This window comes from Streptomyces sp. NPDC045026 (assembly GCF_056432625.1).
The window spans coordinates 122,418-146,242 of record NZ_JBWKIS010000005.1 but is presented as its reverse complement, the minus strand read 5'-3'; the positions used below and the strand labels follow the sequence as shown (position 1 = coordinate 146,242).

The following is a 23,825-nucleotide window of genomic DNA, read 5'->3' as shown; positions in this document are numbered from 1 at the left end:
CCAATTGATCTAGGAGTCTGTTGACCCGGAAGATCAGACACACGCCAGGAGTGGCTGGTTGTACGGGAGATGAAGACTTTGTGACTGGTTTACGCAACCCCGGTCTCCCCGTTACGCACCGAGCGCACCAGCCCCCGCCACCTCAGTCGAACCAGCGGTCCCGCGCCAGCTCCGCCGTCCGCGACGGGTCCTCAAGCAGCGCCGCGACCTCGAAGCGGCGCGGCCACTGGCCCGCCGCCCACGCCAGGCCCGCCGCCACGCCCTCCAGCGTCGACGCGTGGACCGTGCCGTCGGACGTGCGCCGCCAGTCGACCTCCACCCCGGCGACGAACAGCTCCTCGTGCTCGACGTACGTCTGCGGGGTCGCGGGCCCGAGCAGGGTCCGTACGGACTCCGGCACCGGATGCTCGGCGCCCTCCTGCGTGACTTCGGCGTCCGCGCTCGCGCTCAGCCGCCGCACCTGGAACAGCTCCGCCAGGTCCGCGGCCCGTCCCGGACTCACCGGCAGCAGCGCAAGACCGCCGGCTAGGGGCAGCAGGTCGGGCGCGTCCGCGACGACGGCGTCGGCCGCGTCCACCACACGGACCTCGCCGTCCACCACGGCCCGCAGCTCGTCGGGCAGCGTCACCTGCTCCGGGTCGAGATCGGCCAGCGCCCCGTACAGGGCGTGGAGTTGGGCCGCGCCGACCTCGCGGTCCGGGTCGGCGAGCCGGTCGAGGAGCTCCGCCGCGCCGCCCGGCTCGTCGAGGAGCGCGGCGACCGACGTGCGGACGCCGAGCGCGCGCAGCACCTGCTCGTCCTCGAAGCCGGTCGCGTCCGCCGGGTCGTAGAGCCCGGCGAGCAGCGGGTCTCCGCCCGCCGCGCGCAGACCGGCAGGACGACGGCCGTCGAGGACGGGGTGATCGCGCAGCCACCAGGCCGTGTACGGGCGGACGATCTCGTGCGTGCCGTCGGGCAGCAGGACCCGTACGGGCTGGGTGAGGGCGTCGCGCAGCGGCGGGCGGGAGAGGAGGGCGAGGGCCTGGGGCCAGCGGTCGTCGTCGACGAGGTCCAGGTCGCGTACGGCGACGAGTTCGGTGGCGACGGGCGGCACGGGAGTGTCGGGCAGCCGGTCGAGTACGTCCTCGCACCACACGTCGACCGCGTCGAGCAGGCCCGCGTCGTCCGGCTCCGCGAAGTCGCCCTCGCGCGGGTCGAGTTCGTCCGGGTCGAGGACCACGTCGGTGGCGCGGACCAGGGCGAACCCGGCGAGGACACCGCATGCGGCGAGCGGCTGCTCGCCCCACCGCTCGGCGAGGTCACCGTCCACCATGCCCAGCTCGCCCTCGCGGACGACCTTCGCGAACGGGCTGCCGGGCAGCGCGAGTTCACCGGCGGGCACGAGCTCGCCCTCGTCGTCGGGCAGCGCGAGCGCGCCCAGCCACGGCTCGTCCCCGGGCTCCAGGTTCGCGTCCCGTACGAGGGTCAGGACCAGCTCGGCGAGCTCGTCCGCGCCGACCGGGCCGTCGTCGTCGAGGGACCAGGCGTCGTCGTCGAGCGAACCGGCGACGGCCGCCCGCACCTGAGGCGTCGTCAGGACGGCCCGGGGCGTCGCGGGCAGCGCGCCCAGCTTTTCGAGCAGCGGGTGCGCGGCGTCCACATGGGCGACCTTGAGGCCGAGCCGGGCGAGCGTCTCGCCGGGTGTCGCGTCCGGCATGGGCAGCAGCACCTGCCGCGGCCCGATCGTCGTACGCCCGCCGGTCAGCGGCACCGGAAGCCCGGTGAGCCGGTCCGGGTCGACGCCCGCGAGGCTGTCGTACAGGCGCCGCCACCAGCCCGGCTCCTTCTCCAGACCGGCGAGCCGGTCGACGGCCTCCGTCAGCGGGACCCGGGCGACCTCCAGGGTCCGCAGCTCGACGCGGCGCTCCAGGCCCGCGGGCAGCAGGCTCGGCATGACCTCGGCCAGGACCTGCACGGTCTCGGCGCCGGCGCCCTCGACGACCTCGGCCTCGCGCGGCCGCAGCGTCTCGGGCAGTCCGTCGGCGTCGTCCTTCGTGCGCGCCAGCGCGGGCGGCAGGAACGCGGTGCGCGGCAGCCGGGCCAGGATCGCGCCGCGCAGGCTGCCGTCCAGCTCGCCCCGGCCGAGAGGGCCCGGCACCAGGCCGAGGATGGCGGGGCTCACCGGGCGCCATCCGGCGAGGAGTTCGGCGTACGCGTCGCCGGCCCGCTCCACCAGGAAGTCGGTGAGCGGCCCGGGGGCGGCGTGCCGCCGGGTCGTGTCGAGGGGGAAGGAGGCGATGAGCAGCGCGGGCACGCCGAGCGGCTCGTCGCTGGGCGTCGGCGCGTGCAGCACGGGCGCGCTGCGGGGCGGCTCGGGGGCGCCGTCCGCGTCCACCGGCACGGCCCAGGTCACGGACCAGTGCGGGCGCAGGCGCTCTTCGAGGGGCCGGTCGGCGAGGAGGGCGGCTTCGAGCGGGCCGTTGCGAGTGAGGACACGCCAGCGGGTCGTGACGCTCTCACGCCCGCCCGTCGCGGCGTCCTCACGCTCGTCGTCCACCGCCACGTACGGCCCGTCGGCCCTGCGGCGCAGCGTGCGCGTACCGGACGCGGTCTCCACGTGAACCTCGTCGAGACCGGGCAGGGCCAGGAGCAGCGTGTCGTCGATGGCGTCGATCAGCCGCCCCGCGAGCGCTTCGGCGGCGGCGTCGCGCAGCGGCGCGATCACGACGGTCTCGTACGGCTCCGGGGCGGAGCCCTCCGCGGCGAACGGGAGCCTGAGCAGCGGCACATGGCCGTCCCGGCGGCGCAGCTCGTCGCCGAGACCCGGGCTGTGCCGCGCCGTGTCGGCGGCGAGGCCGCGCGCCTCGGCGAGCGACCAGCGCACCCCGCCCGTGCGGCCGACGACCGCGGGCTCGTCGGTCACGGCGAGGACGGCGGCGAACCCGACGCCGAACCGGCCCACCGCGCCGTCGCCCTGCTCGCGCTTGGCGGAGGCCCGCAGCGTGGACAGCGACTCGACACCGGCGGCGTCCAGCGGCGCGCCGGTGTTCGCGGCGACGAGCACACCGTCGCGCAGGGTCAGGGAGAAGCGGCCGCCCGAGGTGCCGCCCGCGCGGGCGGCGGCGTCGGCGGCGTTCTGGGCGAGCTCGACGACGAGACGGTCGCGGTAGCCGCCGAGGGCGAGGTCCTCCTCGGCGTTGGCGTCCTCGCGGAAGCGGGCCGGGCTGCCGGCCCAGGCATCGAGAACCCCACGCCGCAGACGGGCGGTCCCGAACGGGTCCATCCCCTCGGCTGCCGGGCGCACGATCTTGCTCACGCTCACGGTGTGGTCTCCCTCTGCCGTTCAACCAGGCCAACCCTGGCGACGCAGACGCTACCGCGCGATGGCCTGCGGCCCGCAATGAGCGGGCAGGTCAGGCGGTGCGGGCGAGTTTGTCGAGCTGGGCTCGGAGGACGGTGCCGGCGGATTCGGTGAAACGGGCCTCGAAGCGTGACGAGTCACCGAGCGCGGCCTTCTCCAGGACGGCCCTGCTCAGTTGCTTCTTCGTGAAATCCTCGCGCGGCGGAGCGGACGTCCCACCGTCGCACCCGGCCACCAGACCGAGCGCCACGACCGCCGTCATGGCACGCAGAAACACCCGTCGCAAGGTCCCCACCCCACATCCCCGAGCGCGCGCACCAAGCGCCGCATGGGGACAGTAGATCCTGTGGGAACCCTGTGACCAGGCTTATGCCAGGCCGCTCACGAGTGCCCCAGATCCTCCGTGCCGTCCGGGGCCACCGGGACCGAGCCCGAGTCCGCCGCCGGGCGCAGGGGGAAGGGGTCCACGCGCGTCTCGTCGATCACATGGGGAGCCGGCCGGGGAGGCTTCGGCATGACGGCCGCCTCGGAGTGCCCACCGCAGCCGTACGCGAGGGAGACGACACGTCCGTCCGCCGGGGAGAACTCATTGGCGCAGACACCGAAGGCCTGGCCGAGCGAGCCGCCGATCCGGGCCAGGAAACCGCAGGACACACAGGTGGCGGGCGCCGCCTGGGCCATCTGCGTCTTCGCTCCGTACGCCTCGTCCCAGCGGTCGGCCGCGACGTGGAGGCCGTACCGGGACAGGACCCGGGCGCGCCGCATGCCGAGCTCCTCGGCGACCGACGCGATGGAGCCGCGCTCGGGCGCGATGGGCAGTTCCGCGGGCGGCCCCACGGTCAGTTCGGCGTCCTCCGCCTCGACGAGCTCGGCCATCTCCTCGGACACCGCGGAGTTCGGCGGCGGAACGTCCTCACCCGAATAGCCGGGCTCCAGCCGCAGGTCCTCGGCATCGGTCGGCAGCAGGTCCCCGGGGCCCATGTCGCCGGGCCGCAGCCGCTCGCTCCACGGCACCCACTCCGGGGCGAGGAGCGCGTCGGGGCCGGGCAGCAGAACCGTCTCGTCCAGGGTGACGACCTTGGCGCGGGAGGCCCGCGCGACCGTCACGGCCCACCGCCAGCCGCGGTAGCCGAACTCCTTGCACTCGAAGAGATGCGTGACGACCCGGTCGCCCTCGACCACGACGTCGACGTGCTCGCCCACGACTCCTGGCGCGGCGGCCTCCTCGGCCGCGGCCCGCGCGAGGCCTACCGCCTCGGCGCACAGACGGTCAGGGGTGCGGCTTCGCGTTGTCGCTGCGCTCACAGGTATCGCTTCTCTCCTACGCCGTCTCACGAGTGCGCCACCCTTGCGCGGGGGTACGGACGGAGCGGACCAGGGGGCCGCGTCGACGTCCGCGCCCGAACGTCCTCCGGCGCACCTACGTCACCCATTCTGCGGGATGACTGAGAGGCGCGCGGCCGAGAACAGCTGCCGCAGGCGCGTAACGCACGCTACCTTCTCCCGGCCCGTGCGCCCACACCGACGTACAAGTAGCTGTGTCCTGCACCACGCGGCGGGGTGGTTCCGGGGGGCCGTACCGGCGACCCGCTCCGCCGATATCGGCACTAGTCACCACCCTACGGGGGCACTATGGCTGGGTGACCTCCGCAAGGTCGTCGTCGCGCTCAGCAGGCGGATCGGGCCCGGTACGCAGGGCGGTCCGCGGGCTCGGGCGCGCCTTGCACCTGCCGTTCACCGGCACGGCGCGCGGGATTCGCAAAGCGACCCACGCGCACGGCGCGGGCGAGTCGGGTCTCGGAAAACTGATCGAACTGCACGCGGTGAACGGCGCCGGCGACGTCATGATCACCATCGCGCTCGCGTCCACGGTCTTCTTCTCGGTGCCGACGGACGAGGCGCGCGGGCGCGTCGCCCTCTACCTCGCCATCACGATGGCGCCCTTCGCCCTCCTCGCGCCCGTCGTCGGGCCTCTCCTGGACCGGCTGCCGCACGGGCGGCGCGCCGCGATGGCCGGTTCGATGCTGGCGCGGGCGCTCCTCGCGATCGTCCTGTCGGGAGCGGTGGTCAGCGGCAGCGTGGAGCTGTACCCGGCGGCGCTGGGCGTCCTGGTGGCGTCCAAGGCGTACGGCGTGGTCCGCAGCGCCGTCGTGCCACGCCTGCTGCCGCCCCGCTTCTCCCTGGTCAAGGCCAACTCACGGGTGACGCTCGGCGGGCTGCTCGCCACCGGCGTGGCCGCGCCCATCGGCGCCGGGCTCCAGCTCCTCGGACCGCGCTGGCCCCTCTACGGCGCCTTCGTGATCTTCATGTCGGGGATGGTCCTGTCCTTCCAGCTGCCGCACAAGGTGGACTCCGCGAAGGGCGAGGCGAAGGCGCTCCTGGCGGCCGACGAGCAGCATCTGCACGGCCCGCGCAAGGAGGCCACCAAGCAGAAGCGCCCCGGCCTGCGCACGGTCGGCCCGGCCGTGACGCACGCACTCTTCGTCAACGCCTCCCAGCGCTGCCTCTCCGGCTTCCTGATCTTCTTCCTGGCGTTCCTGCTGCGCGAGCACCCCATGTCGGGGCAGAGCGCCGCCGTGTCACTCAGCATCGTCGGAATCTCGGCGGGCGCGGGCAACGCGCTCGGCACAGCCGTCGGGGCCTGGCTCAAAGCACGGGCGCCCGAGATCATCATCGTGACGGTCGTGGCGGCGGTCCTGGCCGTGGCGATCACGGCCGCGCTGTTCTTCACCGCGGCCCTCACCGCGTGCCTGGCGGCCGTCGCCGGGTTCGCGCAGGCCCTCTCCAAGCTGTCCCTGGACGCCCTGATCCAGCGCGACGTACCCGAGCAGGTCCGCAACTCCGCGTTCGCCCGCTCCGAGACCCTGCTCCAGATGGCGTGGGTCCTCGGCGGCGCCATCGGCATCGCACTGCCCCTGAACGGAGCACTGGGCCTCGGCGTCGCCTCGGTGATCGTCGGAACGGGCTGGCTGACGACCGTACGGGGCCTGCTGGCCGCCGCGCGCCACGGCGGCCAGGCACACAGCCGCGTGGCGTGAGGACCGGCCACAAGAGCGGGAGATCCACCTCGGATGGCGTGAGCATGCGGCTCGCCGCACCCGCATGGCGAGTGTGTGCGGGCCGCCAGATAGCCTGCCCGCATGACCTCCCTGCGTTTCACCGTGCGCAACCGCCGCACCGTGGCAGCCGCCGGCGCCGTCGCTGCCGGGCTGCTCGTCCTCTCGGCCTGCGACAAGCCGACGCCGCTGGCGACCATCACGGTCGGCCGCTCCACGGTGACGTCGGAAGCAGCCTGCTACAACGACGGCAAGGCCCTGAACGCCACCGCGCTGAAGGACTGCCTCAAGAACAAGGACATCAAGTCCATCAAGGTCGACCCCGACGCGACGGTCCGCTTCGGCGTCGACCCGAAGATCGCGGACAAGGGCTGGACCCTGCTGATGAACGGTCAGCCGCTGACCGACGCCAGCAACAAGACGTACCGCACCGTCCCGGGCAGCGTGTTCTTCAACCAGCAGTACGGCGCCACGGGCAGCTCCACGACGGTCTCCATCGTCGAGGGCAGCGGCTCGAACGCGACCGGCCTGTGGTCGTTCAAGCTCAAGAAGGACGCCTGACGGAGAGCGGGCGGGTCCTGATCGCCACCGCCGTCCCCGCGGAGCGGGACGCGGTGGCCAGGGGCCTGTCCCAGGCGGGTGCCGCACCCGCGGCCGTCGATGTCGTCGCGGTGGGCGTCGGGCCCGCCGCCGCGGCGGCCGGTACCGCCACCGCCCTCACCACCGCCGCCCTGTCGGGGCGGCCGTACGGCCTGGTCGTCTCCGCCGGCATCGGCGGCGGATTCCAGCCGGACGCCCCCATCGGCTCGGTCGTCGTCGCCGACGCGCTCACCGCCGCCGACCTCGGCGCCGAGACCCCCGACGGCTTCCTGCCCGTCACCGAACTCGGCTTCGGCACCGTCACACACCGCCCGCCGCCCTCCCTCGTACGGGACGTCGCCGCAGCCACCGGCGCGCTCACCGGCACCGTCCTGACCGTCTCCACCGTGACCGGCACCGCGGCCCGCGCCGCCGAGCTCCAGGGGCGCCACCCCGGCGCCGCAGCCGAGGCGATGGAAGGCTTCGGGGTCGCCGAGGCGGCCGCCGCGCACGACGTGCCCGTCCTGGAGATCCGCGCGGTCTCCAACGCCGTCGGCCCCCGCGACCGCGCGGCCTGGCGCATCGGCGACGCACTCGCGGCACTCACCGACGCGTTCGGGAAGTCCGCGCCCGTACTGGAGAGTTGGAACCGCACATGACGCACCCCGAAGAACTCAGGATCGCCTTCTCGCCCTGCCCGAACGACACGTTCGTCTTCGACGCGTGGGCCCACGGCCGCGTCCCCGGCGCGCCCGCCCTCGACGTGACCTTCGCCGACATCGACATCACGAACGGCGTCGCCGAGCGCCGCTCCCCCGACTTCGACGTCCTGAAGGTGTCGTACGCCGTCCTGCCGTACGTCCTCGACGACTACGCGCTCCTGCCCTGCGGCGGCGCGCTCGGACGGGGCTGCGGCCCGCTCGTGCTCACGCGCGAGCCGGGCGTCGACCTCACCGGGAAGACGGTCGCCGTCCCCAGCGAGAAGTCGACGGCCTACCTGCTGTTCCGCCTCTGGACCGCGGATGCCGTGCCCGGCGGGGTCGGCGAGATCGTCGTCATGCCGTTCGACGAGATCATGCCCGCCGTGCGGGACGGCAAGGTCGACGCCGGACTCGTCATCCACGAGGCCCGCTTCACGTACCAGGACTACGGCCTGCACTCCCTCGCCGACATGGGCGAACACTGGGAGAACACCACCGGGCTGCCCATTCCGCTCGGCGCGATCATCGCGAAGCGGAGCCTGGGCGAGGCCCGGCTGCGCGGGCTCGCCGACGCGGTACGCACCTCGGTGCGCATGGCCTGGGACGACTCGGAGGCCTCCCGCCCCTACGTCCAGGAACACGCCCAGGAAATGGACCCGTCCGTCGCGGACCAGCACATCGGCCTGTACGTCAACGAGTTCACGGCCGACCTGGGCGAGAGCGGCTATGCCGCGATCCGCGGTCTCCTGACGCGCGCCGCGGCCGAGGGACTGGTCCCCGCACTCGGCCCGGACGCCCTGTCGTTCCCCTGAACACAGCGGCCGGACAGAGTCCGGCACAGCACTCACGCTGCGGCCGAGGGCCTCGTGCCCGCCCTCGGCCAGGGTGCGCTCGCGTTCCCGTAATGCGGTCAGACGTCCAACTGGTCGGCGACCGCCCGGAGCAGGCCCGCGATCTTCGCGCCGGACGCCTTGTCCGGGTAGCGGCCCTTCTCCAGCATCGGCGTGATGTTCTCGAGGAGTGTCGTCAAGTCCTGGACGATCGAGGCCAGTTCGTCCGGCTTGCGGCGCTGCGCCGCGGCCACGGACGGCGTCGGGTCAAGAATCGTCACCGAGAGCGCCTGGTCACCGCGCTGCCCCGCGACGACGCCGAACTCGACACGCTGGCCCGGCTTGAGGAGGTCCACGCCGGCCGGGAGTACGGAGGAATGCACGAAGACGTCGCCGCCGTCATCGCGGGAGAGAAAGCCGAAGCCCTTCTCGCTGTTGAACCACTTGACCTTGCCGGTAGGCACGTGAAGTCCTCGTCCTCGTACTCGTCATGCCGTTTCGCGCCGTGAAGAACGGCGCTGGAAACGGCTCTGGATAGCACTGCAGCGGGCCGCCCGGCCCGCCGGCACCAGGCTAATGGTCCAGGGGCCGGTGACAAGACGGCCCGAGGAACCCGGATAGTTCCTTCGCGCTGGGAACTACCCTGGTCGGGTGCGTGACAAAACCCAAACGAATTCCGCCGGGCCCGGCGACGGTCTCGTCAAGGCCGGCGGGATCGTCTTCATCGTCGGAGCCGTGGCCACTCTGGCCACGATGGCCCCTCTGTTCCTCGGAACCGACCCGTTCCCGCCCGTCGCCTACGCGGTGTGCATGCTGATGGGTGTCGGCTTCCTGATCTCCGCGGCCGGAGTGCTGCGCGGGATCGCCGTGCAGCGCCGTCAGGCCCGCTCGGCGACGTAGGCCTCCAGCCAGGCGGGGAACTCCGTCAGATCCGCGAGCACCACGTCCGCGCCGGCCTCGCGCAGCTCGGCCGCGTCGCACGGCCCGGTGGTCACCGCCACGGACAGCGCGTCGGCGGCGCGGGCGCCGCGCACGTCGCCGGTGTGGTCACCGACGTACACGGACGCGGCGTGCTCCCGCAGCGCCGTCGCCTTGCCTTCCGCCCACAGGTTGCCGATGACCTCGTCGGCGGCGATGTCCAGGTGTTCGAGGTGGAGCTTCGCGTTGGGCTCGTACTTCGCCGTCACGACGATCACCCTGCCGCCCGCCGCGTGCACCGCGGCGACGGCCTCGTGCACGCCCGGCATCGCGTACGTCCCGGTGATCGCGTGCGCCGGGTAGAGCTTCCGGTACAGGTCGGCCATCTCCGGGATGCGCTCCTCGGGGAACCAGTACGCGAGCTCCTGCTCCAGCGGCGGGCCGAGCCGGGTCACGATGAGGTCGGCGTCGAGCTGCGTGCCCGTACGGTCGGCGAGTTCCAGCCATGTGTCTCTGATCCCCGGCCGTGAGTCGATCAGCGTCATGTCGAGGTCGAAGCCGACCGTCGGTCCCGAAGCTGATCCGTTCGCGCTCTCGTATGCACCCATGGGAGCCATTGTGCCTGGGCGTACGATTGCCGCTTAGCTAAGCCTTACCAACCTCGGATTGGTCCATGGGTCAGATCTCAGCCGCCCCCGCCGCGCGGCGACGCATCGTCTGGACGGCGGCCGCGCTCGTGGCCCTGGTCCTCGCGGTCCTGCTCAGCCTCGCCGTGGGCGCCCGCGCGATCGCCCCGTCGGCGGTGCTCAACGCGCTCGTGCACGGCGGCCACAGCGACGACGCCGAGGTCGTCAGGGGCCTGCGGCTGCCGCGCACGCTCGTCGGCCTGATGGTGGGCGCCGCGCTCGCCCTCGCCGGGACCGTCCTCCAGGGCATCACCCGCAACCCCATCGCCGACCCCGGGATCCTCGGCATCAGCCAGGGCGCGTCCGTCGGCGTCGTCCTCGCGATCGCCTTCGCGGGGATCCACACGCTCACCGGCTACGTCTGGTTCGCGTTCGCGGGCGCCGCGCTCGCGTCCGTCGCCGTCTACGCCATCGCCTCCAGCGGGCGCGGCGGCGCGACGCCGGTGAAACTCGCGCTCGGTGGCGCCGCGATCAACGCGCTGCTCGTGTCCGTGACAACCGCCGTCCTCACCACGAAGGCGTCCGCCATGGACGAGTTCAGGTTCTGGCAGGTGGGTTCGCTGTCCGGCAGGGACGCGCACATCGTGGGCCAGACATGGCCGTTCCTCGTCGTCGGCGTGGTCCTCGTGCTGTCCGTCGCGCGCGGCCTGGACGCCCTCGCGCTCGGCGAGGACGTCGCCAAAGGCCTCGGCCAGCGGGTCGCGACCGTACGGATCGTCGGGGGCCTCGGCGCGACCGTCCTCACCGGCGTCGGCGTCGCGGCCGCCGGTCCGATCGCCTTCATCGGCCTGGCCGTCCCGCACATAGCCCGCGCCGTCGTGGGCAGCGACCACCGCTGGGTCCTGCCGATGGCGGCCCTCATCGGCCCCGTCATGCTCCTCGTCTCCGACACCGTGGGCCGCGTCGTCTTCCCGCCGAGCGAGGTCCCCGCGGGCGTGATGACCGCGCTGATCGGCGTCCCGTTCCTCGTCACCCTGGTCCGGCGCAAGGCGGTCCCCGCATGAGTACGACCACCGCGCCCCGGGTCCGCCCCGCCGGGTACTCCGTCGTCCGGGCGGGCAGCGCCGCCTTCCTCCTGCACCGCAGGGCCGCCGTCGCCGCCGTGTCCCTCGTGGTCCTCCTCGCGGCCGCCTGCCTCGCCTATCTCTGCGTCGGCGAGTCCTTCATCGCCCCCGCCGAGGTGCTCAAGGTCATCACCGGCCGGCCGTCCCCGGACGAACTCGTCGTCGGCACGCTGCGCGCCCCCCGCATGGTCGTCGGGCTCCTCGTCGGCGCCGCGTTCGGTGTCGCGGGCGCGCTCATCCAGACCGTCGCCCGCAACCCCCTCGCGTCCCCCGACATCATCGGCATCAGCCAGGGCGCCAGCGCGCTGACCGTCGGCGCGATGACGTTCGGGGTCACGTCGTACGCGGTCCTGCCCTACCTCTCCGTACTCGGCGGGCTCCTCGCGGCGCTCCTCGTGTACGCCTTCGCCTGGCGCGGCGGACTGCACGCGACGCGCTTCGTCCTCATCGGCATCGGCTTCGCCATCGCGCTGCGGTCGGTGACGACGCTCTTCATGACCAAGGGCGACTACCTCGTCGCCCAGCAGGCGCAGATCTGGATGACGGGCTCGCTCAACGGCCGCGGCTGGGCGGAGGCCGCCCCGCTCGGCTGGACGCTGCTCGTCCTCGTCCCGTGCGTCGCGTGGGCCGCGCGTGCCCAGCGCACCGTGGCCATGGACGACGACACGGCGACCGCGCTCGGTGTCCGTCTCGGCCGCGTGCGCCTCGGCCTCGTCCTGCTCGGCGTCGTCCTCGCGTCCGTCGCGACCGGTGCCGCCGGGCCCGTCGACTTCGTCGCGCTGCTGGCCCCGCAGATCGCCCGCCGGGTGACCCGTACCGCGCAGATCCCGCTCCTGTGCTCGGCGCTCCTGGGCGCGTTCATCGTCGTCGTGGCCGACCTGCTCGCCCGGCGCCTGTTCTCCCCCACCGAACTCCCGGTGGGTGTCCTCACGGCCGCCGTCGGGGCGCCGTACCTGATCTGGCTCATCATCCGCAGCCGCACGGGAGGAAACCGGTGACCCGGCTCAGCACCAGCGCGCTCACCCTCGCCTACGAGGACCGCACCGTCGTCCACGACCTCGACCTCGCCGTCCCCGACGGCCGGGTGACGGTGATCGTCGGGCCGAACGCCTGCGGCAAGTCGACGACGCTGCGCGCCCTCGGCCGGCTCCTCAAGCCGAAGAGCGGCTCCGTACTCCTCGACGGCGAAGCCCTCACCAAGCTGCCCACCAAGAAGATCGCCCAGCAGATCGGGCTGCTGCCGCAGACACCCGTGGCGCCCGAGGCGATCACCGTCGCCGACCTCGTGGCCCGCGGCCGCCAGCCCCACCAGCACTGGTGGCAGCAGTGGTCCGACGCCGACGAGCGCGCCGTCACCGAGGCCATGGAACGCACCGACGTCGCGGCCCTCGCGGAGCGCTCCGTCGACGAGCTCTCCGGCGGCCAGCGCCAGCGCGTGTGGATCGCCATGGCGCTCGCCCAGGAGACCGAACTGCTCCTCCTCGACGAGCCGACGACGTATCTCGACATCGCCCATCAGGTCGAAGTCCTCGATCTCGTACGCCAGTTGAACCACGACAAGGACCGCACCGTCGTCCTCGTCCTGCACGACCTCAACCAGGCGGCCCGCTACGCCGACCACCTCGTCGCCATGAAGTCCGGCCGCATCGTCGCCGAGGGCCCGCCCGCCGAGGTCGTCACGGCTGACCTCGTACGGGAGGTGTTCGGCCTGGACTGCGTGGTCGTCCCCGACCCCGTGACCGGCTCCCCGCTGATCGTGCCCGGCGCGCCCTGGCAGGCCGGCGCCCGGACCGGCGAGCGTGTCGGTGCCCCGTCCGACTCCCTCTCCCGGAAGGCAGCCTCATGACGCGCAGCGACCACCGCGCCCTCACCGCCGGAGCACTCGCGCTGACCGGCGCCCTGGCCCTGACCGCCTGCGGCTCGTCCGGCGGGGACTCCGGCTCCGACTCGGCTGCCCCGGCATCCGCGAAGACGCACACCGTCAGTACGGCGATGGGCGCCGTGAAGGTGCCCGAGCACCCCGCCCGCGTCGTCGTCCTGGACACCGGCGAGCTCGACTCCGCGCTCACCCTCGGTGTGAAGCCGGTCGGCGCGACCCACGCGGCGACGGAGGAGGGCTTCCCCTCGTACCTGCCCGAAGGCGAGGTGAAGGGCATCAAGGAGGTCGGCGAGATCGCCAACCCCGACATGGAGGCCGTCGCCGCCCTCAAGCCCGACCTCATCCTCACCAGCAAGGTCCGCGACGGCGCCCGCTACAAGCAGCTCAGCGCCATCGCCCCGACCGTGATGACGGAGTCCACCGGCACCGCCTGGAAGGAGAACTTCCAGGTTCACGCCGACGCGCTCGGCAGGAAGGCCGAGGCGAAGAAGGTCGTCGCCGACTACGACGCGCACGTCACGAAGGTGACCACCGCGATCGGCGGCAAGGAGAAGGCGGCCGCGACGGACGTCAACTTCGTCCGCTTCGTCGAGGGCGCCGACATCCGCATCTACGGCAGGCAGAACTACATCGGCTCGATCCTCGCCGACCTGGGCGTGGGCCGCCCCGCCATCACCGACAAGGCCAAGGACGGGTTCTCGTACGACGTGAGCCCCGAGAAGATCGACCTCGCGGACGCGGACGTCGTCTTCACCTCGACCTACGGCGACCCGGGCAAGGCCAAGGCGACCGGGACGATGAAGAGCAGCCTGTGGAAGAACCTCAAGGCGTCCAGGGACGGCAAGGTCTTCAAGGTCGACGACAACCTGTGGATCGCGGGCATCGGCTACACCGCCGCGCACCAGATCCTCGACGAGTCCCAGAAGGACCTGACCGCATAACAGGCCCTTGTGTCACGGCCGTTGCCGCTGCGATCTCCACACCACGAAGAGCGCGGAGGCGACGGCCGCCCCCCGCACCACCCACGGCCACGTCGTGCCGATCGCGTCGCTCATGTGCCCGTCCGCGATCGGCTCGCCCCACCGCCCGGTGTTGCGGCCCCACAACCACACGAGCCCGGCGGTCACCGCGAGTCCCGGCAGCCACAGCACGGCCGCCTTCGACTCGCCCTCGCTCAGGCGACGCGACGCGTACGCGATGACCCAGCCGAGGCCCAGCGCGAACCAGTTGCCCAGGATCGCGCCGGCCACGAGGAGCGCGGCGGCGAGCAGCAGGAGCGGGTTGGACCAGCCGCCGGGCAGGGACGGGAGGCGGCCGCGGCGCCCTGTGGACGCCTTGTCCCGGCCGCCCTTCCCCGTGCCCTTGTCCGTGCCCTTCTCGGTGTCCGTCTCCGGTTCGTCGTCCGGGAGTTCGTCCTCCGTCCGGGCCGGGGCCCTGCGCGCCTTGGGGACGTGCGGGTCGTCCTTGCCCGGCCGCCTGAGAATCTCCGGGATCTCCACGCCGCCCACGAACCCCGGCACGCTGTCCGCGTCGCCGAACGGGCTGCTGTCCACCCGCCACCAGTCCGGCTCCGAACCCTGCTCCCCCAGTTCGTCCGTCCCCGCCAGATGCGGCGGGGACGGCGCGTCCCACAGCTCTTCGTCCTCCCGCGGCTCCGGACGCGGGCCCGGGACGATCCTGCGAAAGCCCTTCGGGCGCGGCTCCTTGGGCCGCTGCTCCTTCGACCTCTGCACGGGCACCGCTGCCCGCGGCGCCTCGGGGACCGCCGGACCGCCGCCGGTGCGCGCCCCCGTCACCACGTCGTCCGGCGTGCCGAGGCGCTCCAGGATCCGCCGCACCGCGGCCGGACTGTCCACCGTCGTTTTCGCGCGCCGCGCCTCGATCTCGTTGCGCAGCTCCGACACCAGACGCATCCGGGTGCCCGAGGGCAGCTGACGCTGCTGGGCCAGGTCGCCGACCCGGCTCAGATAGTCGAAGACGAGCTGGTCGCTCTCGATCCCCACGAAGTCCCCTCCGGGGTGGTGCTGTTGACGGTTCGTTCACCCGTTTTACGACGTTACCGTGCCCGGCCCGGCACCGGGGGCCTCTTCCGGGCCCAGCGGGGTCGCCGCCCGGCGGGCCGGTCAGGCGCTACCGTGGCCCGGATGAGCACTCACGAGCCGGACCGCGCCGCCGAGGTCGGGAGCGGGGCGGGGGGTAGCGTCCCCCGGTCCCTCGCCGAGGCGTTGCGCGCCCGCGACGACGCCTCCCTCGGCGCACTCCTGCGCGCCCGCCCCGATCTGCTCAACCCCGTCCCGGGCGACCTCACCCAGCTGGCGACCCGCGCGGGCACCCGCGCCTCCGTGATCCGCGCCCTCGAACACCTGGACCGCTTCACGCTCCAGACCGCGCAGGCGCTGGCCGTCGCCCCGGACCCCACCACGTACGACACCCTCCTCGCCCTGCTCGCCGGGGACGAGGGCGGCGACGCGGGCGCCGATGCCCGTACCGTCTCCGCGGCGCTGCCGCACGCCGTCGCCGCCCTGCGCGAACAGGCCCTGCTCTGGGGGCCCGACGACCAGCTCCGTCTCGTCCGCACCGCCCGTGAGCTGCTCGCCCCCGCGCCCCAGCGGCCCTCCCCCACCGGCCTCGGCCCGACGGTCGCCGAAACCAGCGCCGGGATGTCCCCCGGGCGTCTCCAGGAGATCGTGACGGCCGCGGGCCTCCCCTCCACGCACGACCCGGTCTCCGCCGTCGCCTCGCTGACCGCGCTCTTCACCGACCGGCCCCGGATGTCCGCGCTCCTCGACGAAGCGCCCGCCGACGCCGTCGAGGTCCTTTCCCGGCTCGTCTGGGGCCCGCCGTACGGCCAGGTCACCGCCGAACCCGCCGCCCACCTGCGCTGGCTCCTCGACCGCGGGCTCCTCCTGCCCACCGCCCCCGGAACCGTCGTGCTGCCCCGCGAGGCCGCCCTCCACCTGCGCGGCGGACGCGCCCACCGCGCCCTGGAACCCGTACCCCCGGCCGTCGCCCCGGGCGCCACCCACCGCCCCGCCGTCGTGAACGCGACCGCCGCCGGGCAGGCCTACACCGCGCTCGCCACCGTCGAGGAACTCCTCAAGGACTGGGACGAGGGCGGGCCCGCCGTTCTGCGTGCCGGCGGGCTCAGCGTGCGGGACCTCAAGCGCACCGCCGCCGCCCTCGACACCACCGAGCCCCTCGCCGCGTTCTGGGTCGAACTCGCCTACGCCGCCGGGCTCATCGCGGCCGACGGCGAGGCCGACGAGCAGTACGCCGCGACGCCCGCCTACGACACCTGGCTGGAGCAGCCGGCCGCCGAGCGCTGGGCGCGTCTCGTCGCCGTCTGGCTGCCCGCCACCCGTACGTCCGGGCTCGTCGCCGGCCGCGACGGCACGCTCGCCGTCTCCTCCGCCGGGCGCACCCTGTCCGCGCTCGGGCCCCACCTCGACCGCTCGGCCGCCCCCGAAGTCCGCCGCCGCGTGCTCGCGCTGCTCGCCGGGCTCCCCGAGGGCGCCTCCCCCGACCCCGAGACCCTCCTCGCCCGGCTGCGCTGGGAGAGGCCGCTGCGCACCGCCGCCACCTCGGCCGAGGACGCCGGTGACCCCGACGATCTGCGCGCCCGCATCGCCCGGTGGACCCTCACGGAGGCGGAGCTGCTCGGCGTCACGGGGCGCGGGGCGCTGTCGGAGCACGGCCGGGCGCTGCTCGACGACGGTGTCGCGACTCCCGCGGAGGCGGCCGCCGTCGCTCTGCTCGCTCCGCTGCTGCCCGAGCCGCTGGACCACGTTCTTCTTCAGGCCGATCTGACCGCCGTGGCCCCCGGGCCCCTGGAGCGGCCTCTCGCCGAGGCGCTCTCCGTCCTCGCCGACGTGGAGTCCAAGGGAGGGGCGACCGTCTACCGGTTCACCCCCGGGTCCGTGCGGCGCGCCCTCGACGCCGGGCGTACCGCCTCCGACCTGCACGACTTCCTGAACACGCACTCCCGTACGCCCGTGCCGCAGCCCCTCGCGTACCTCATCGGCGACGTGGCCCGTAAGCACGGACATCTGCGCATCGGCGCCGCCTCCGCGTACGTGCGCTGCGACGACGACGTCCTCCTCGGCGAGATCCTCGCCGACAAGCGCTCGGCCTCCCTGCGCCTGCGGCGGCTCGCGCCGACCGTCCTGGCCGCGCAGGCCGATCCCTCGGCGCTTCTGGAGGGCCTGCGCCAGATGGGGTTCGCGCCCGCCGCGGAGACCCCCGAGGGCGATGTGCTGATCACGCGCGCCCACGCCCGCCGCACTCCGCCGCGCAGCGCCCCCGAGCCCGTCCCGGAGGGGCCGCCGGTGCCGGACGGCACGCTCCTGACCGCCGCGGTGCGCGCGATCCGCGCGGGTGACCTCGCCTCCACGACCCCGCGCAAGCACGCGCCGGGCGAGCAGAGCGGGGCGCTCCCCCGCACCAGCGCGGCGGACACGCTGGCCACGATGCAGGCGGCCGTCCTGACCGGTGAGGCCGTGTGGATCGGCTACGTGAACGCGGAGGGCTCCGCCAGCCAGCGCGTGATCGCCCCGATCCGGGTCGAGGGCGGGTTCGTCACCGCGTACGACCACACCGCGGACGAGGTCCGGACGTATCCGCTGCACCGGGTGACCGGGGTGGCCGAGCTGGAGGACGAGGCCTGACGCCCCTGGGCGGCCCCCGCCTCCCTTTCCGTGCGTACGCGGTTCGTACGCGCCATGCGGCACACTGGACGTTTGGCCCCGCGCCTCGCGGAGCGCGGTGGAAGGGATAGACGTGAACGGACCGCTCATCGTCCAGAGTGACAAGACGCTGCTCCTGGAGGTCGACCACGACCAGGCCGACGCCTGCCGTCGCGCCATCGCGCCCTTCGCCGAGCTGGAGCGCGCCCCGGAGCACATCCACACCTACCGGCTGACGCCGCTGGGGCTGTGGAACGCGCGGGCGGCCGGCCATGACGCCGAGCAGGTCGTGGACGCCCTCGTCGAGTACAGCCGCTACCCCGTCCCGCACGCGCTGCTGGTCGACATCGCCGAGACCATGGACCGGTACGGGCGCCTCACGCTGTCCAAGCACCCGGCGCACGGCCTCGTCCTGACCACCACGGACCGGCCGGTCCTCGAGGAGATCCTCCGCTCCAAGCGCGTGGCCCCGCTGGTCGGCGTCCGCATCGACGCCGACAGCGTCGCCGTGCACCCCTCGGAGCGCGGCCAGATCAAGCAGACGCTCCTCAAGCTGGGGTGGCCCGCCGAGGACCTCGCCGGTTACGTGGACGGCGAGGCGCACCCGATCGAACTCGCGGAGGACGGGTGGGCGCTGCGTCCGTACCAGAAGCAGGCCGTCGAGGGCTTCTGGCACGGCGGGTCCGGTGTGGTCGTGCTGCCCTGTGGCGCCGGAAAGACGCTGGTGGGCGCCGGCGCGATGGCCGAGGCCAAGGCCACGACGCTCATCCTCGTCACCAACACGGTCTCCGCCCGGCAGTGGAAGCACGAGCTGGTCAAGCGGACCAGTCTCACCGAGGACGAGATCGGCGAGTACAGCGGGACGCGGAAGGAGATCCGGCCCGTCACCATCGCCACGTATCAGGTGCTGACCACGAAGCGGAAGGGCATCTATCCGCATCTGGAGCTCTTCGACTCCCGCGACTGGGGGCTCGTGATCTATGACGAGGTGCATCTGCTGCCCGCGCCCGTCTTCAAGTTCACCGCCGACCTCCAGGCCCGGCGGCGCCTCGGCCTGACCGCGACGCTGGTGCGTGAGGACGGGCGCGAGTCGGACGTCTTCTCGCTGATCGGGCCCAAGCGCTTCGACGCTCCGTGGAAGGAGATCGAGGCCCAGGGCTACATCGCACCCGCCGACTGTGTCGAGGTGCGCGTCAATCTGACCGACAGCGAGCGGCTCGCCTACGCGACCGCGGAGGCCGAGGAGAAGTACCGCTTCTGCGCCACCACCGCGACCAAGCGGAAGGTGACGGAGGCGCTGGTGAAGAAGTTCGCCGGGCAGCAGATCCTCGTCATCGGTCAGTACATCGACCAGCTCGACGAGCTGGGCGAGCATCTGGACGCCCCGGTGATCAAGGGCGAGACGACGAACAAGGAGCGGGAGCGACTCTTCGACGCGTTCCGCGAGGGCGAGCTGAGCGTCCTCGTCGTCTCCAAGGTCGCGAACTTCTCGATCGACCTGCCGGAGGCAACGGTCGCGATCCAGGTCTCGGGCACCTTCGGGTCCAGGCAGGAGGAGGCCCAGCGCCTCGGCCGCGTGCTGCGTCCGAAGGCGGACGGTCACCAGGCGCACTTCTACTCCGTCGTCGCCCGCGACACCGTCGACCAGGACTTCGCCGCCCACCGCCAGCGCTTCCTCGCCGAGCAGGGTTACGCGTACCGCATCGTCGACGCGGACGAACTCCTCGCGGGCGAGCAGGGCAGCTGACCTCGGCAAGCAGGGCCCGTCCACCGTGTGTGGACGGGCCCTCGTCCTGCCGGCGATCGCTACGACTGCGGCCTGAAGTTCCTCAGGCGCAGGCTGTTGCCCACCACGAACACCGATGAGAACGCCATCGCCGCGCCCGCGATCATCGGGTTCAGCAGGCCCGCCGCGGCCAGCGGCAGCGCGCCGACGTTGTAGGCGAACGCCCAGAACAGGTTGGTGCGGATCGTCCCCAGCGTCCGCCGGGACAGCCGGATCGCGTCCGCCGCCGCCCTCAGGTCGCCGCGGACCAGGGTCAGGTCGCCGGCCTCTATCGCCGCGTCCGTGCCCGTGCCCATCGCGAGTCCCAGGTCGGCCTGCGCCAGGGCCGCCGCGTCGTTGACCCCGTCGCCGACCATGGCCACGGAACGCCCTTCGCCCTGAAGCCTCTTGACCACGTCGACCTTGTCCTGCGGCATGACCTCCGCGATCACCTCGTCGATGCCCACTTCGGCGGCCACGGAGCGCGCTACGGCTTCGTTGTCGCCGGTGAGCAGGATGGGCGTCAGGCCGAGGCCACGCAGTCGCCGTACCGCCTCCGCGCTGGTCACCTTCACCGCGTCCGCGACTTCGAGGACCGCCCTGGCCTGACCGTCCCAGGCCACCGCGACGGCCGTACGCCCCGCCGCCTCGGCCTGCGACCTGGCGCGCTCCAGCTCCACCGGCAGCCGGATCTCCCACTCGGCGAGGAGCTTTGCGCGGCCGACGAGTACGGCGTGGCCGTCGACCATGCCCTGCACGCCGAGCCCGGGAAGGTTCGCGAAGTCCTCGACGACGCCGAGCTCGCCCACCTTCTCGCGTGCCCCGTCGGCGATGGCCCGCGCGATCGGGTGCTCCGAGGAGTGCTCCAACGCCCCCGCGACACGCAGGACTTCACCCGTGTCCGTGCCGTCCGCCACGTGCGTGGCGAGCAGCGTCATCCGGCCGGTCGTGACGGTTCCGGTCTTGTCCAGGACGATCGTGTCGACCGCGCGCGTGGTCTCCAGGACCTCCGGGCCCTTGATGAGGATGCCGAGCTGGGCGCCGCGCCCCGTGCCGACCATCAGCGCCGTCGGGGTGGCCAGGCCCAGGGCGCAGGGGCAGGCGATGATGAGGACGGCGACGGCCGCGGTGAAGGCGGCCGTGATCCCGGCGCCGTTGCCGAGCCAGAAGCCGAGCGTGGCGAGCGCGAGCCCGATGACGACCGGCACGAACACGGCGGAGATCCGGTCGGCGAGGCGCTGCGCGGCGGCCTTGCCGTTCTGCGCGTCCTCCACCAGGCGTGCCATACGGGCGAGTTGGGTGTCGGCGCCGACGCGGGTGGCCTCGACGACGAGGCGTCCGCCGACGTTGAGCGTCGCGCCGGTGACGGCGTCCCCGACGGCGACCTCCACGGGCACGGACTCGCCGGTCAGCATCGAGGCATCGACGGCGGAGGCGCCTTCGACCACGGCGCCGTCGGTGGCTATCTTCTCGCCGGGCCGGACGAGGAACCGGTCGCCGACCTTCAACTCGGCCACGGGAACGGTCTCTTCACTCCCGTCCTCGCGCACCATCGTGACGTCCTTGGCGCCGAGTTCGAGCAGCGCCTTGAGTGCCGCACCCGCCTTCCGCTTGGACCTGGCCTCGAAGTAGCGCCCGGCGAGGATGAAGGCGGTGACTCCGGCGGCGGCCTCCAGGTAGATGTTCCCGGCGCCGTCGCTGCGGGCGATGGTCAGCTCGAAGGCGTGCGTCATGCCGGGCATGCCGGCGGTTCCGAAGAAGAGCGCCCACACCGACCAGAGGAACGCGGCGGACGTGCCGACGGAGATGAGGGTGTCCATCGTCGCGGCGCCGTGCCGCGCGTTCGTGACGGCGGCCTTGTGGAAGGGCCAGGCGGCGTACGTGACGACGGGCGCCGTCAGCGTGAGGGACAGCCACTGCCAGTACTCGAACTGGAGGGCGGGAATCATCGCCATCGCCACGACGGGCACGGCGAGCGCCACGGCGGTGATCAGCCGCTGCCGGAGCGGCGCGAGCGCGTCGGCCGACCCGTCCGATTCCGCCTCCTGCGCCCCGTCCGCCTTCCCCTCAGCGGCCCTCGGCGGCTCCTGGGCCGTGTATCCGGTGGCCTCGACCGTGGCGATCAGGTCGGCCACCGCCACCCCGTCGGCGAAGGTGACCTTGGCCTTCTCCGTCGCGTAGTTGACGGTCGCCGCCACGCCGTCCATCCGGTTCAGCTTCTTCTCGATCCGGGCGGCGCACGAGGCACAGGTCATGCCGCCGATGGCGAGTTCCACCTCTGCCGCCTGGGCGGCAAGGGGCGCGGTGGCGGCTGGATGCGCCGACATGAGGCCTCCTCGGTTGCGGTCTGGCTCGGTACCCGGGGTGGGTATCGCTCACGAGATCCAATCTATACCCATGGGGGGTATCCAACGCAAGCGTTCCCGCCGCTTGACTTCATACCCCCCAGGGGTATGGTCTGGCTATCGACAGCTATCAACCACCGGACACCCGCACCAGGAGCCGTCATGAAGACCGGACTGAAGATCACCGCCTTCGCAGCCGCCGTCGCCGCGACCTTCGGCACGGCCTACGGGGTGGGCCGGGGCGTGGACCCCGTCACCGCGGGCGGACAGAAGACGGCAGGGCACGCGGAGGCAGGGCACGCGAAGGAGGAGCAGGGAGCGAAGGAAGCGCGGGACGGGCACGCCGGTCACGGCACACCGGTCGCCGGGGCCGCCGCCGTCCCGGGCGGGCTGCAGATCTCCGAGCGCGGCTACACGCTCGACCTGCGGACCCGGCACATCGCGGCCGCCGGCGAGCGCGCCGAGCTGAGTTTCGCGATCACCAAGGACGACACGGGCCGCAAGGTCACCGCGTACCGGACGGAGCACGGCAAACAGCTGCACCTGATCGTGGCCTCGCGGGATCTCACGGTCTACCGCCATCTGCATCCGGCCCGCGCCGCGGACGGCACCTGGAAGACGCCGGTCGAGCTGCCGGAGGCGGGCGGCTACCGGGTCTTCGCCGACTTCACCCCGCAGGCGGAGAAGGAGGGCCTCACGCTCGGGGCGGACCTGTCGGTCGCCGGAAAGTACGCGCCCCGGGAGCTTCCCGCCACCTCCCGGACCGCCGGGGCCGGCGACGGCTACGAGGTGCGCCTCGGCGGGGACCTCGGCGCGGGTTCGGCGAGCGAGCTGACCCTGAGCGTCGCGAAGGACGGGAAGCCGGTCACCGACCTCCAGCCCTACCTCGGCTCGTACGGACATCTGGTCGCCCTGCGCTCCGGCGACCTCGCGTACCTGCACGTGCACCCGAACAAGGGCGGGCCCGGACCGGAGGTGTCGTTCACCGCGACGGCGCCCAGCAACGGGACGTACCGCCTCTTCCTGGACTTCAAGCACAACGGCACCGTGCGGACGGCGGAATTCACGGTGCACGCCGGGCGGAGTGCGGGTGATCATTCCGAGGAGCACGGCCACTGACCGCCTGTCGGCGCGGGCCGTCTGCGCGTAGGCTGACCTATTGGACTAGACCTCTATGGCCTGTTGTGACACCTGTGGTGACGACAGGCCGGGGGCCCGGCCGCCACCGCATCCGCACCCGCCTTCGCAACCGACAAAGGGGTCCCATGAGCAAGCGTGCAGTCCTGGAGGTGATCGCGCTCGGTGCCGAGGACGCCGTCGCGGCCCAGGCAGGAGGGGCCGACCGCCTTGAGCTGGTCACCGACATGGCGGCGGACGGGCTCACCCCGTCGCGCGAGACGTTCGGCCGGATCCGCGCGGCCGTCGGCATCTCGCTGCGGGTCATGATCCGGCTCGCGGACGGTTTCGCCGCGGGCGACGTGGACGCACTGGCGCAGGCCGCGCGGGGGCTGCGCGCGGAGGGGGCCGACGAGTTCGTGCTCGGCTTCCTCGACCCGGCGGGCGGCCCCGACCTGGCGGCGGTCGAACGGATCGCGGCGGAGCTGGGCGGCTGCCGCTGGACCTTCCACCGCGCGATCGACCGGGCCGCGGACCGCGACGCCCTGCGCAAGCAGCTCGCGCACGCGCCGGGCCTCGACACGTACCTGACGGCGGGCTCGCCGGACGGCGTGGACGCGGGGCTCGACGTCCTGACGGCGGAGGCGGCCCGCTCGGGTGAACCCGGTTACGAGCAGCGGATCCTGGTCGGCGGCGGCCTCCGCCTCGACCACCTGCCGCGCCTGAAGGCGGCGGGCATCGACGCCTTCCACATCGGCGGCGCGGCCCGCCCCCAGGGCTGGACGGCCCCGGTGTCGGCGGACGCGGTCCGCACGTGGCGCGAGGCGGTCGACGCCGGGGCGTAGGCCCTGTGGGCCTGGAGAT

The 23,825-nt window shown here is 73.2% G+C and carries 20 protein-coding genes; 13 read left to right on the top strand and 7 right to left on the bottom strand.

Going from position 1 to position 23,825, the window contains the following annotated elements:
• Positions 1-142 precede the first annotated feature (142 nt).
• From AC07EJ_RS13820 to AC07EJ_RS13810, 3 genes are all read right to left on the bottom strand, one after another.
• Positions 143-3,295 (bottom strand): sacsin N-terminal ATP-binding-like domain-containing protein, encoded by a 3,153-nt coding sequence (locus AC07EJ_RS13820; RefSeq protein ID WP_393583737.1) that lies wholly within the window; start codon positions 3,293-3,295, stop codon positions 143-145.
• Between the two features lie 97 nt (positions 3,296-3,392).
• Positions 3,393-3,617, bottom strand: a complete 225-nt coding sequence (locus tag AC07EJ_RS13815; protein WP_478884301.1) for a hypothetical protein — start codon at positions 3,615-3,617, stop codon at positions 3,393-3,395.
• A 104-nt stretch (positions 3,618-3,721) separates the two neighbouring features.
• A complete protein-coding gene (locus AC07EJ_RS13810) occupies positions 3,722-4,645 on the bottom strand; it encodes a DUF3027 domain-containing protein (protein ID WP_389480513.1) in 924 nt (307 codons plus the stop codon).
• A 335-nt stretch (positions 4,646-4,980) separates the two neighbouring features.
• On the opposite strand from AC07EJ_RS13810, the gene AC07EJ_RS13805 reads away from it, so the two are divergent.
• From AC07EJ_RS13805 to AC07EJ_RS13790, 4 genes are all read left to right on the top strand, one after another.
• Entirely contained in the window at positions 4,981-6,378 is a 1,398-nt protein-coding gene (locus AC07EJ_RS13805) for an MFS transporter (RefSeq protein ID WP_389480514.1), read from the top strand.
• A 102-nt stretch (positions 6,379-6,480) separates the two neighbouring features.
• Entirely contained in the window at positions 6,481-6,957 is a 477-nt protein-coding gene (locus AC07EJ_RS13800) for a DUF2771 domain-containing protein (RefSeq protein ID WP_389480516.1), read from the top strand.
• Positions 6,927-7,634 (top strand): futalosine hydrolase, encoded by a 708-nt coding sequence (locus tag AC07EJ_RS13795; protein WP_389480518.1) that lies wholly within the window; start codon positions 6,927-6,929, stop codon positions 7,632-7,634. Before AC07EJ_RS13800 ends, AC07EJ_RS13795 begins: the two co-directional genes overlap by 31 nt.
• The gene (locus tag AC07EJ_RS13790) at positions 7,631-8,488 is read left to right on the top strand and encodes a 1,4-dihydroxy-6-naphtoate synthase (RefSeq protein ID WP_389480520.1); all 858 of its coding nucleotides are present in this window, start codon (positions 7,631-7,633) and stop codon (positions 8,486-8,488) included. Before AC07EJ_RS13795 ends, AC07EJ_RS13790 begins: the two co-directional genes overlap by 4 nt.
• Before the next feature lie 98 nt (positions 8,489-8,586).
• Here the strand turns inward: AC07EJ_RS13790 and AC07EJ_RS13785 are convergent, their stop codons facing one another.
• Entirely contained in the window at positions 8,587-8,970 is a 384-nt protein-coding gene (locus AC07EJ_RS13785) for a cold-shock protein (RefSeq protein ID WP_389480521.1), read from the bottom strand.
• A gap of 187 nt (positions 8,971-9,157) precedes the next feature.
• On the opposite strand from AC07EJ_RS13785, the gene AC07EJ_RS13780 reads away from it, so the two are divergent.
• Positions 9,158-9,406: a hypothetical protein gene (locus AC07EJ_RS13780; protein ID WP_389480523.1), complete on the top strand. Its 249-nt coding sequence runs from the start codon at positions 9,158-9,160 to the stop codon at positions 9,404-9,406.
• Here the strand turns inward: AC07EJ_RS13780 and AC07EJ_RS13775 are convergent.
• The gene (locus AC07EJ_RS13775; RefSeq protein WP_389480525.1) at positions 9,385-10,032 is read right to left on the bottom strand and encodes an HAD family hydrolase; all 648 of its coding nucleotides are present in this window, start codon (positions 10,030-10,032) and stop codon (positions 9,385-9,387) included. The genes AC07EJ_RS13780 and AC07EJ_RS13775 overlap by 22 nt on opposite strands.
• 65 nt (positions 10,033-10,097) lie before the next feature.
• Here AC07EJ_RS13775 and AC07EJ_RS13770 point away from each other — a divergent pair, with 65 nt between their 5' ends.
• The 4 genes from AC07EJ_RS13770 to AC07EJ_RS13755 are packed head-to-tail and all read left to right on the top strand — an operon-like array spanning position 10,098 to position 13,994.
• Positions 10,098-11,114, top strand: a complete 1,017-nt coding sequence (locus AC07EJ_RS13770; protein ID WP_389480527.1) for a FecCD family ABC transporter permease — start codon at positions 10,098-10,100, stop codon at positions 11,112-11,114.
• Positions 11,111-12,172, top strand: a complete 1,062-nt coding sequence (locus AC07EJ_RS13765; protein ID WP_389480528.1) for a FecCD family ABC transporter permease — start codon at positions 11,111-11,113, stop codon at positions 12,170-12,172. The genes AC07EJ_RS13770 and AC07EJ_RS13765 overlap by 4 nt, the downstream gene beginning before the upstream one ends.
• On the top strand, positions 12,169-13,020 hold the full coding sequence (locus AC07EJ_RS13760; RefSeq protein ID WP_389480530.1) for an ABC transporter ATP-binding protein: 852 nt from the start codon (positions 12,169-12,171) through the stop codon (positions 13,018-13,020). The genes AC07EJ_RS13765 and AC07EJ_RS13760 overlap by 4 nt, the downstream gene beginning before the upstream one ends.
• A complete protein-coding gene (locus AC07EJ_RS13755; protein WP_478884300.1) occupies positions 13,017-13,994 on the top strand; it encodes an ABC transporter substrate-binding protein in 978 nt (325 codons plus the stop codon). The genes AC07EJ_RS13760 and AC07EJ_RS13755 overlap by 4 nt, the downstream gene beginning before the upstream one ends.
• Positions 13,995-14,006: 12 nt before the next feature.
• Here the strand turns inward: AC07EJ_RS13755 and AC07EJ_RS13750 are convergent, their stop codons facing one another.
• A complete protein-coding gene (locus tag AC07EJ_RS13750; RefSeq protein ID WP_389480535.1) occupies positions 14,007-15,056 on the bottom strand; it encodes a hypothetical protein in 1,050 nt (349 codons plus the stop codon).
• A 141-nt stretch (positions 15,057-15,197) separates the two neighbouring features.
• Between AC07EJ_RS13750 and AC07EJ_RS13745 the strand changes: the two genes are divergently transcribed.
• Positions 15,198-17,717, top strand: a complete 2,520-nt coding sequence (locus tag AC07EJ_RS13745; RefSeq protein WP_478884299.1) for a helicase C-terminal domain-containing protein — start codon at positions 15,198-15,200, stop codon at positions 17,715-17,717.
• A 112-nt stretch (positions 17,718-17,829) separates the two neighbouring features.
• On the top strand, positions 17,830-19,482 hold the full coding sequence (locus tag AC07EJ_RS13740) for a DNA repair helicase XPB (protein ID WP_389480538.1): 1,653 nt from the start codon (positions 17,830-17,832) through the stop codon (positions 19,480-19,482).
• Positions 19,483-19,541: 59 nt separating this feature from the next.
• Here the strand turns inward: AC07EJ_RS13740 and AC07EJ_RS13735 are convergent, their stop codons facing one another.
• Complete coding sequence (locus AC07EJ_RS13735; RefSeq protein WP_478884298.1) at positions 19,542-21,827, bottom strand: heavy metal translocating P-type ATPase; 2,286 nt, start codon at positions 21,825-21,827, stop codon at positions 19,542-19,544.
• 180 nt (positions 21,828-22,007) lie between these two features.
• Between AC07EJ_RS13735 and AC07EJ_RS13730 the strand changes: the two genes are divergently transcribed.
• Complete coding sequence (locus AC07EJ_RS13730) at positions 22,008-22,964, top strand: hypothetical protein (protein ID WP_393583508.1); 957 nt, start codon at positions 22,008-22,010, stop codon at positions 22,962-22,964.
• A 146-nt stretch (positions 22,965-23,110) separates the two neighbouring features.
• Positions 23,111-23,806: a copper homeostasis protein CutC gene (locus AC07EJ_RS13725; RefSeq protein WP_389480544.1), complete on the top strand. Its 696-nt coding sequence runs from the start codon at positions 23,111-23,113 to the stop codon at positions 23,804-23,806.
• Positions 23,807-23,825: the final 19 nt, after the last annotated feature.

Excerpts from the sequence above, each read along its gene's own strand:
- AC07EJ_RS13800 (WP_389480516.1), top strand. The coding sequence starts at position 6,481 with ATGACCTCCCTGCGTTTCACCGTGCGCAACCGCCGCACCGTGGCAGCC.
- AC07EJ_RS13790 (WP_389480520.1), top strand. The coding sequence starts at position 7,631 with ATGACGCACCCCGAAGAACTCAGGATCGCCTTCTCGCCCTGCCCGAAC.
- AC07EJ_RS13775 (WP_389480525.1), bottom strand. The coding sequence starts at position 10,032 with ATGGGTGCATACGAGAGCGCGAACGGATCAGCTTCGGGACCGACGGTC.
- AC07EJ_RS13770 (WP_389480527.1), top strand. The coding sequence starts at position 10,098 with ATGGGTCAGATCTCAGCCGCCCCCGCCGCGCGGCGACGCATCGTCTGG.
- AC07EJ_RS13765 (WP_389480528.1), top strand. The coding sequence starts at position 11,111 with ATGAGTACGACCACCGCGCCCCGGGTCCGCCCCGCCGGGTACTCCGTC.
- AC07EJ_RS13755 (WP_478884300.1), top strand. The coding sequence starts at position 13,017 with ATGACGCGCAGCGACCACCGCGCCCTCACCGCCGGAGCACTCGCGCTG.
- AC07EJ_RS13745 (WP_478884299.1), top strand. The coding sequence starts at position 15,198 with ATGAGCACTCACGAGCCGGACCGCGCCGCCGAGGTCGGGAGCGGGGCG.
- AC07EJ_RS13735 (WP_478884298.1), bottom strand. The coding sequence starts at position 21,827 with ATGTCGGCGCATCCAGCCGCCACCGCGCCCCTTGCCGCCCAGGCGGCA.
- AC07EJ_RS13730 (WP_393583508.1), top strand. The coding sequence starts at position 22,008 with ATGAAGACCGGACTGAAGATCACCGCCTTCGCAGCCGCCGTCGCCGCG.
- AC07EJ_RS13725 (WP_389480544.1), top strand. The coding sequence starts at position 23,111 with ATGAGCAAGCGTGCAGTCCTGGAGGTGATCGCGCTCGGTGCCGAGGAC.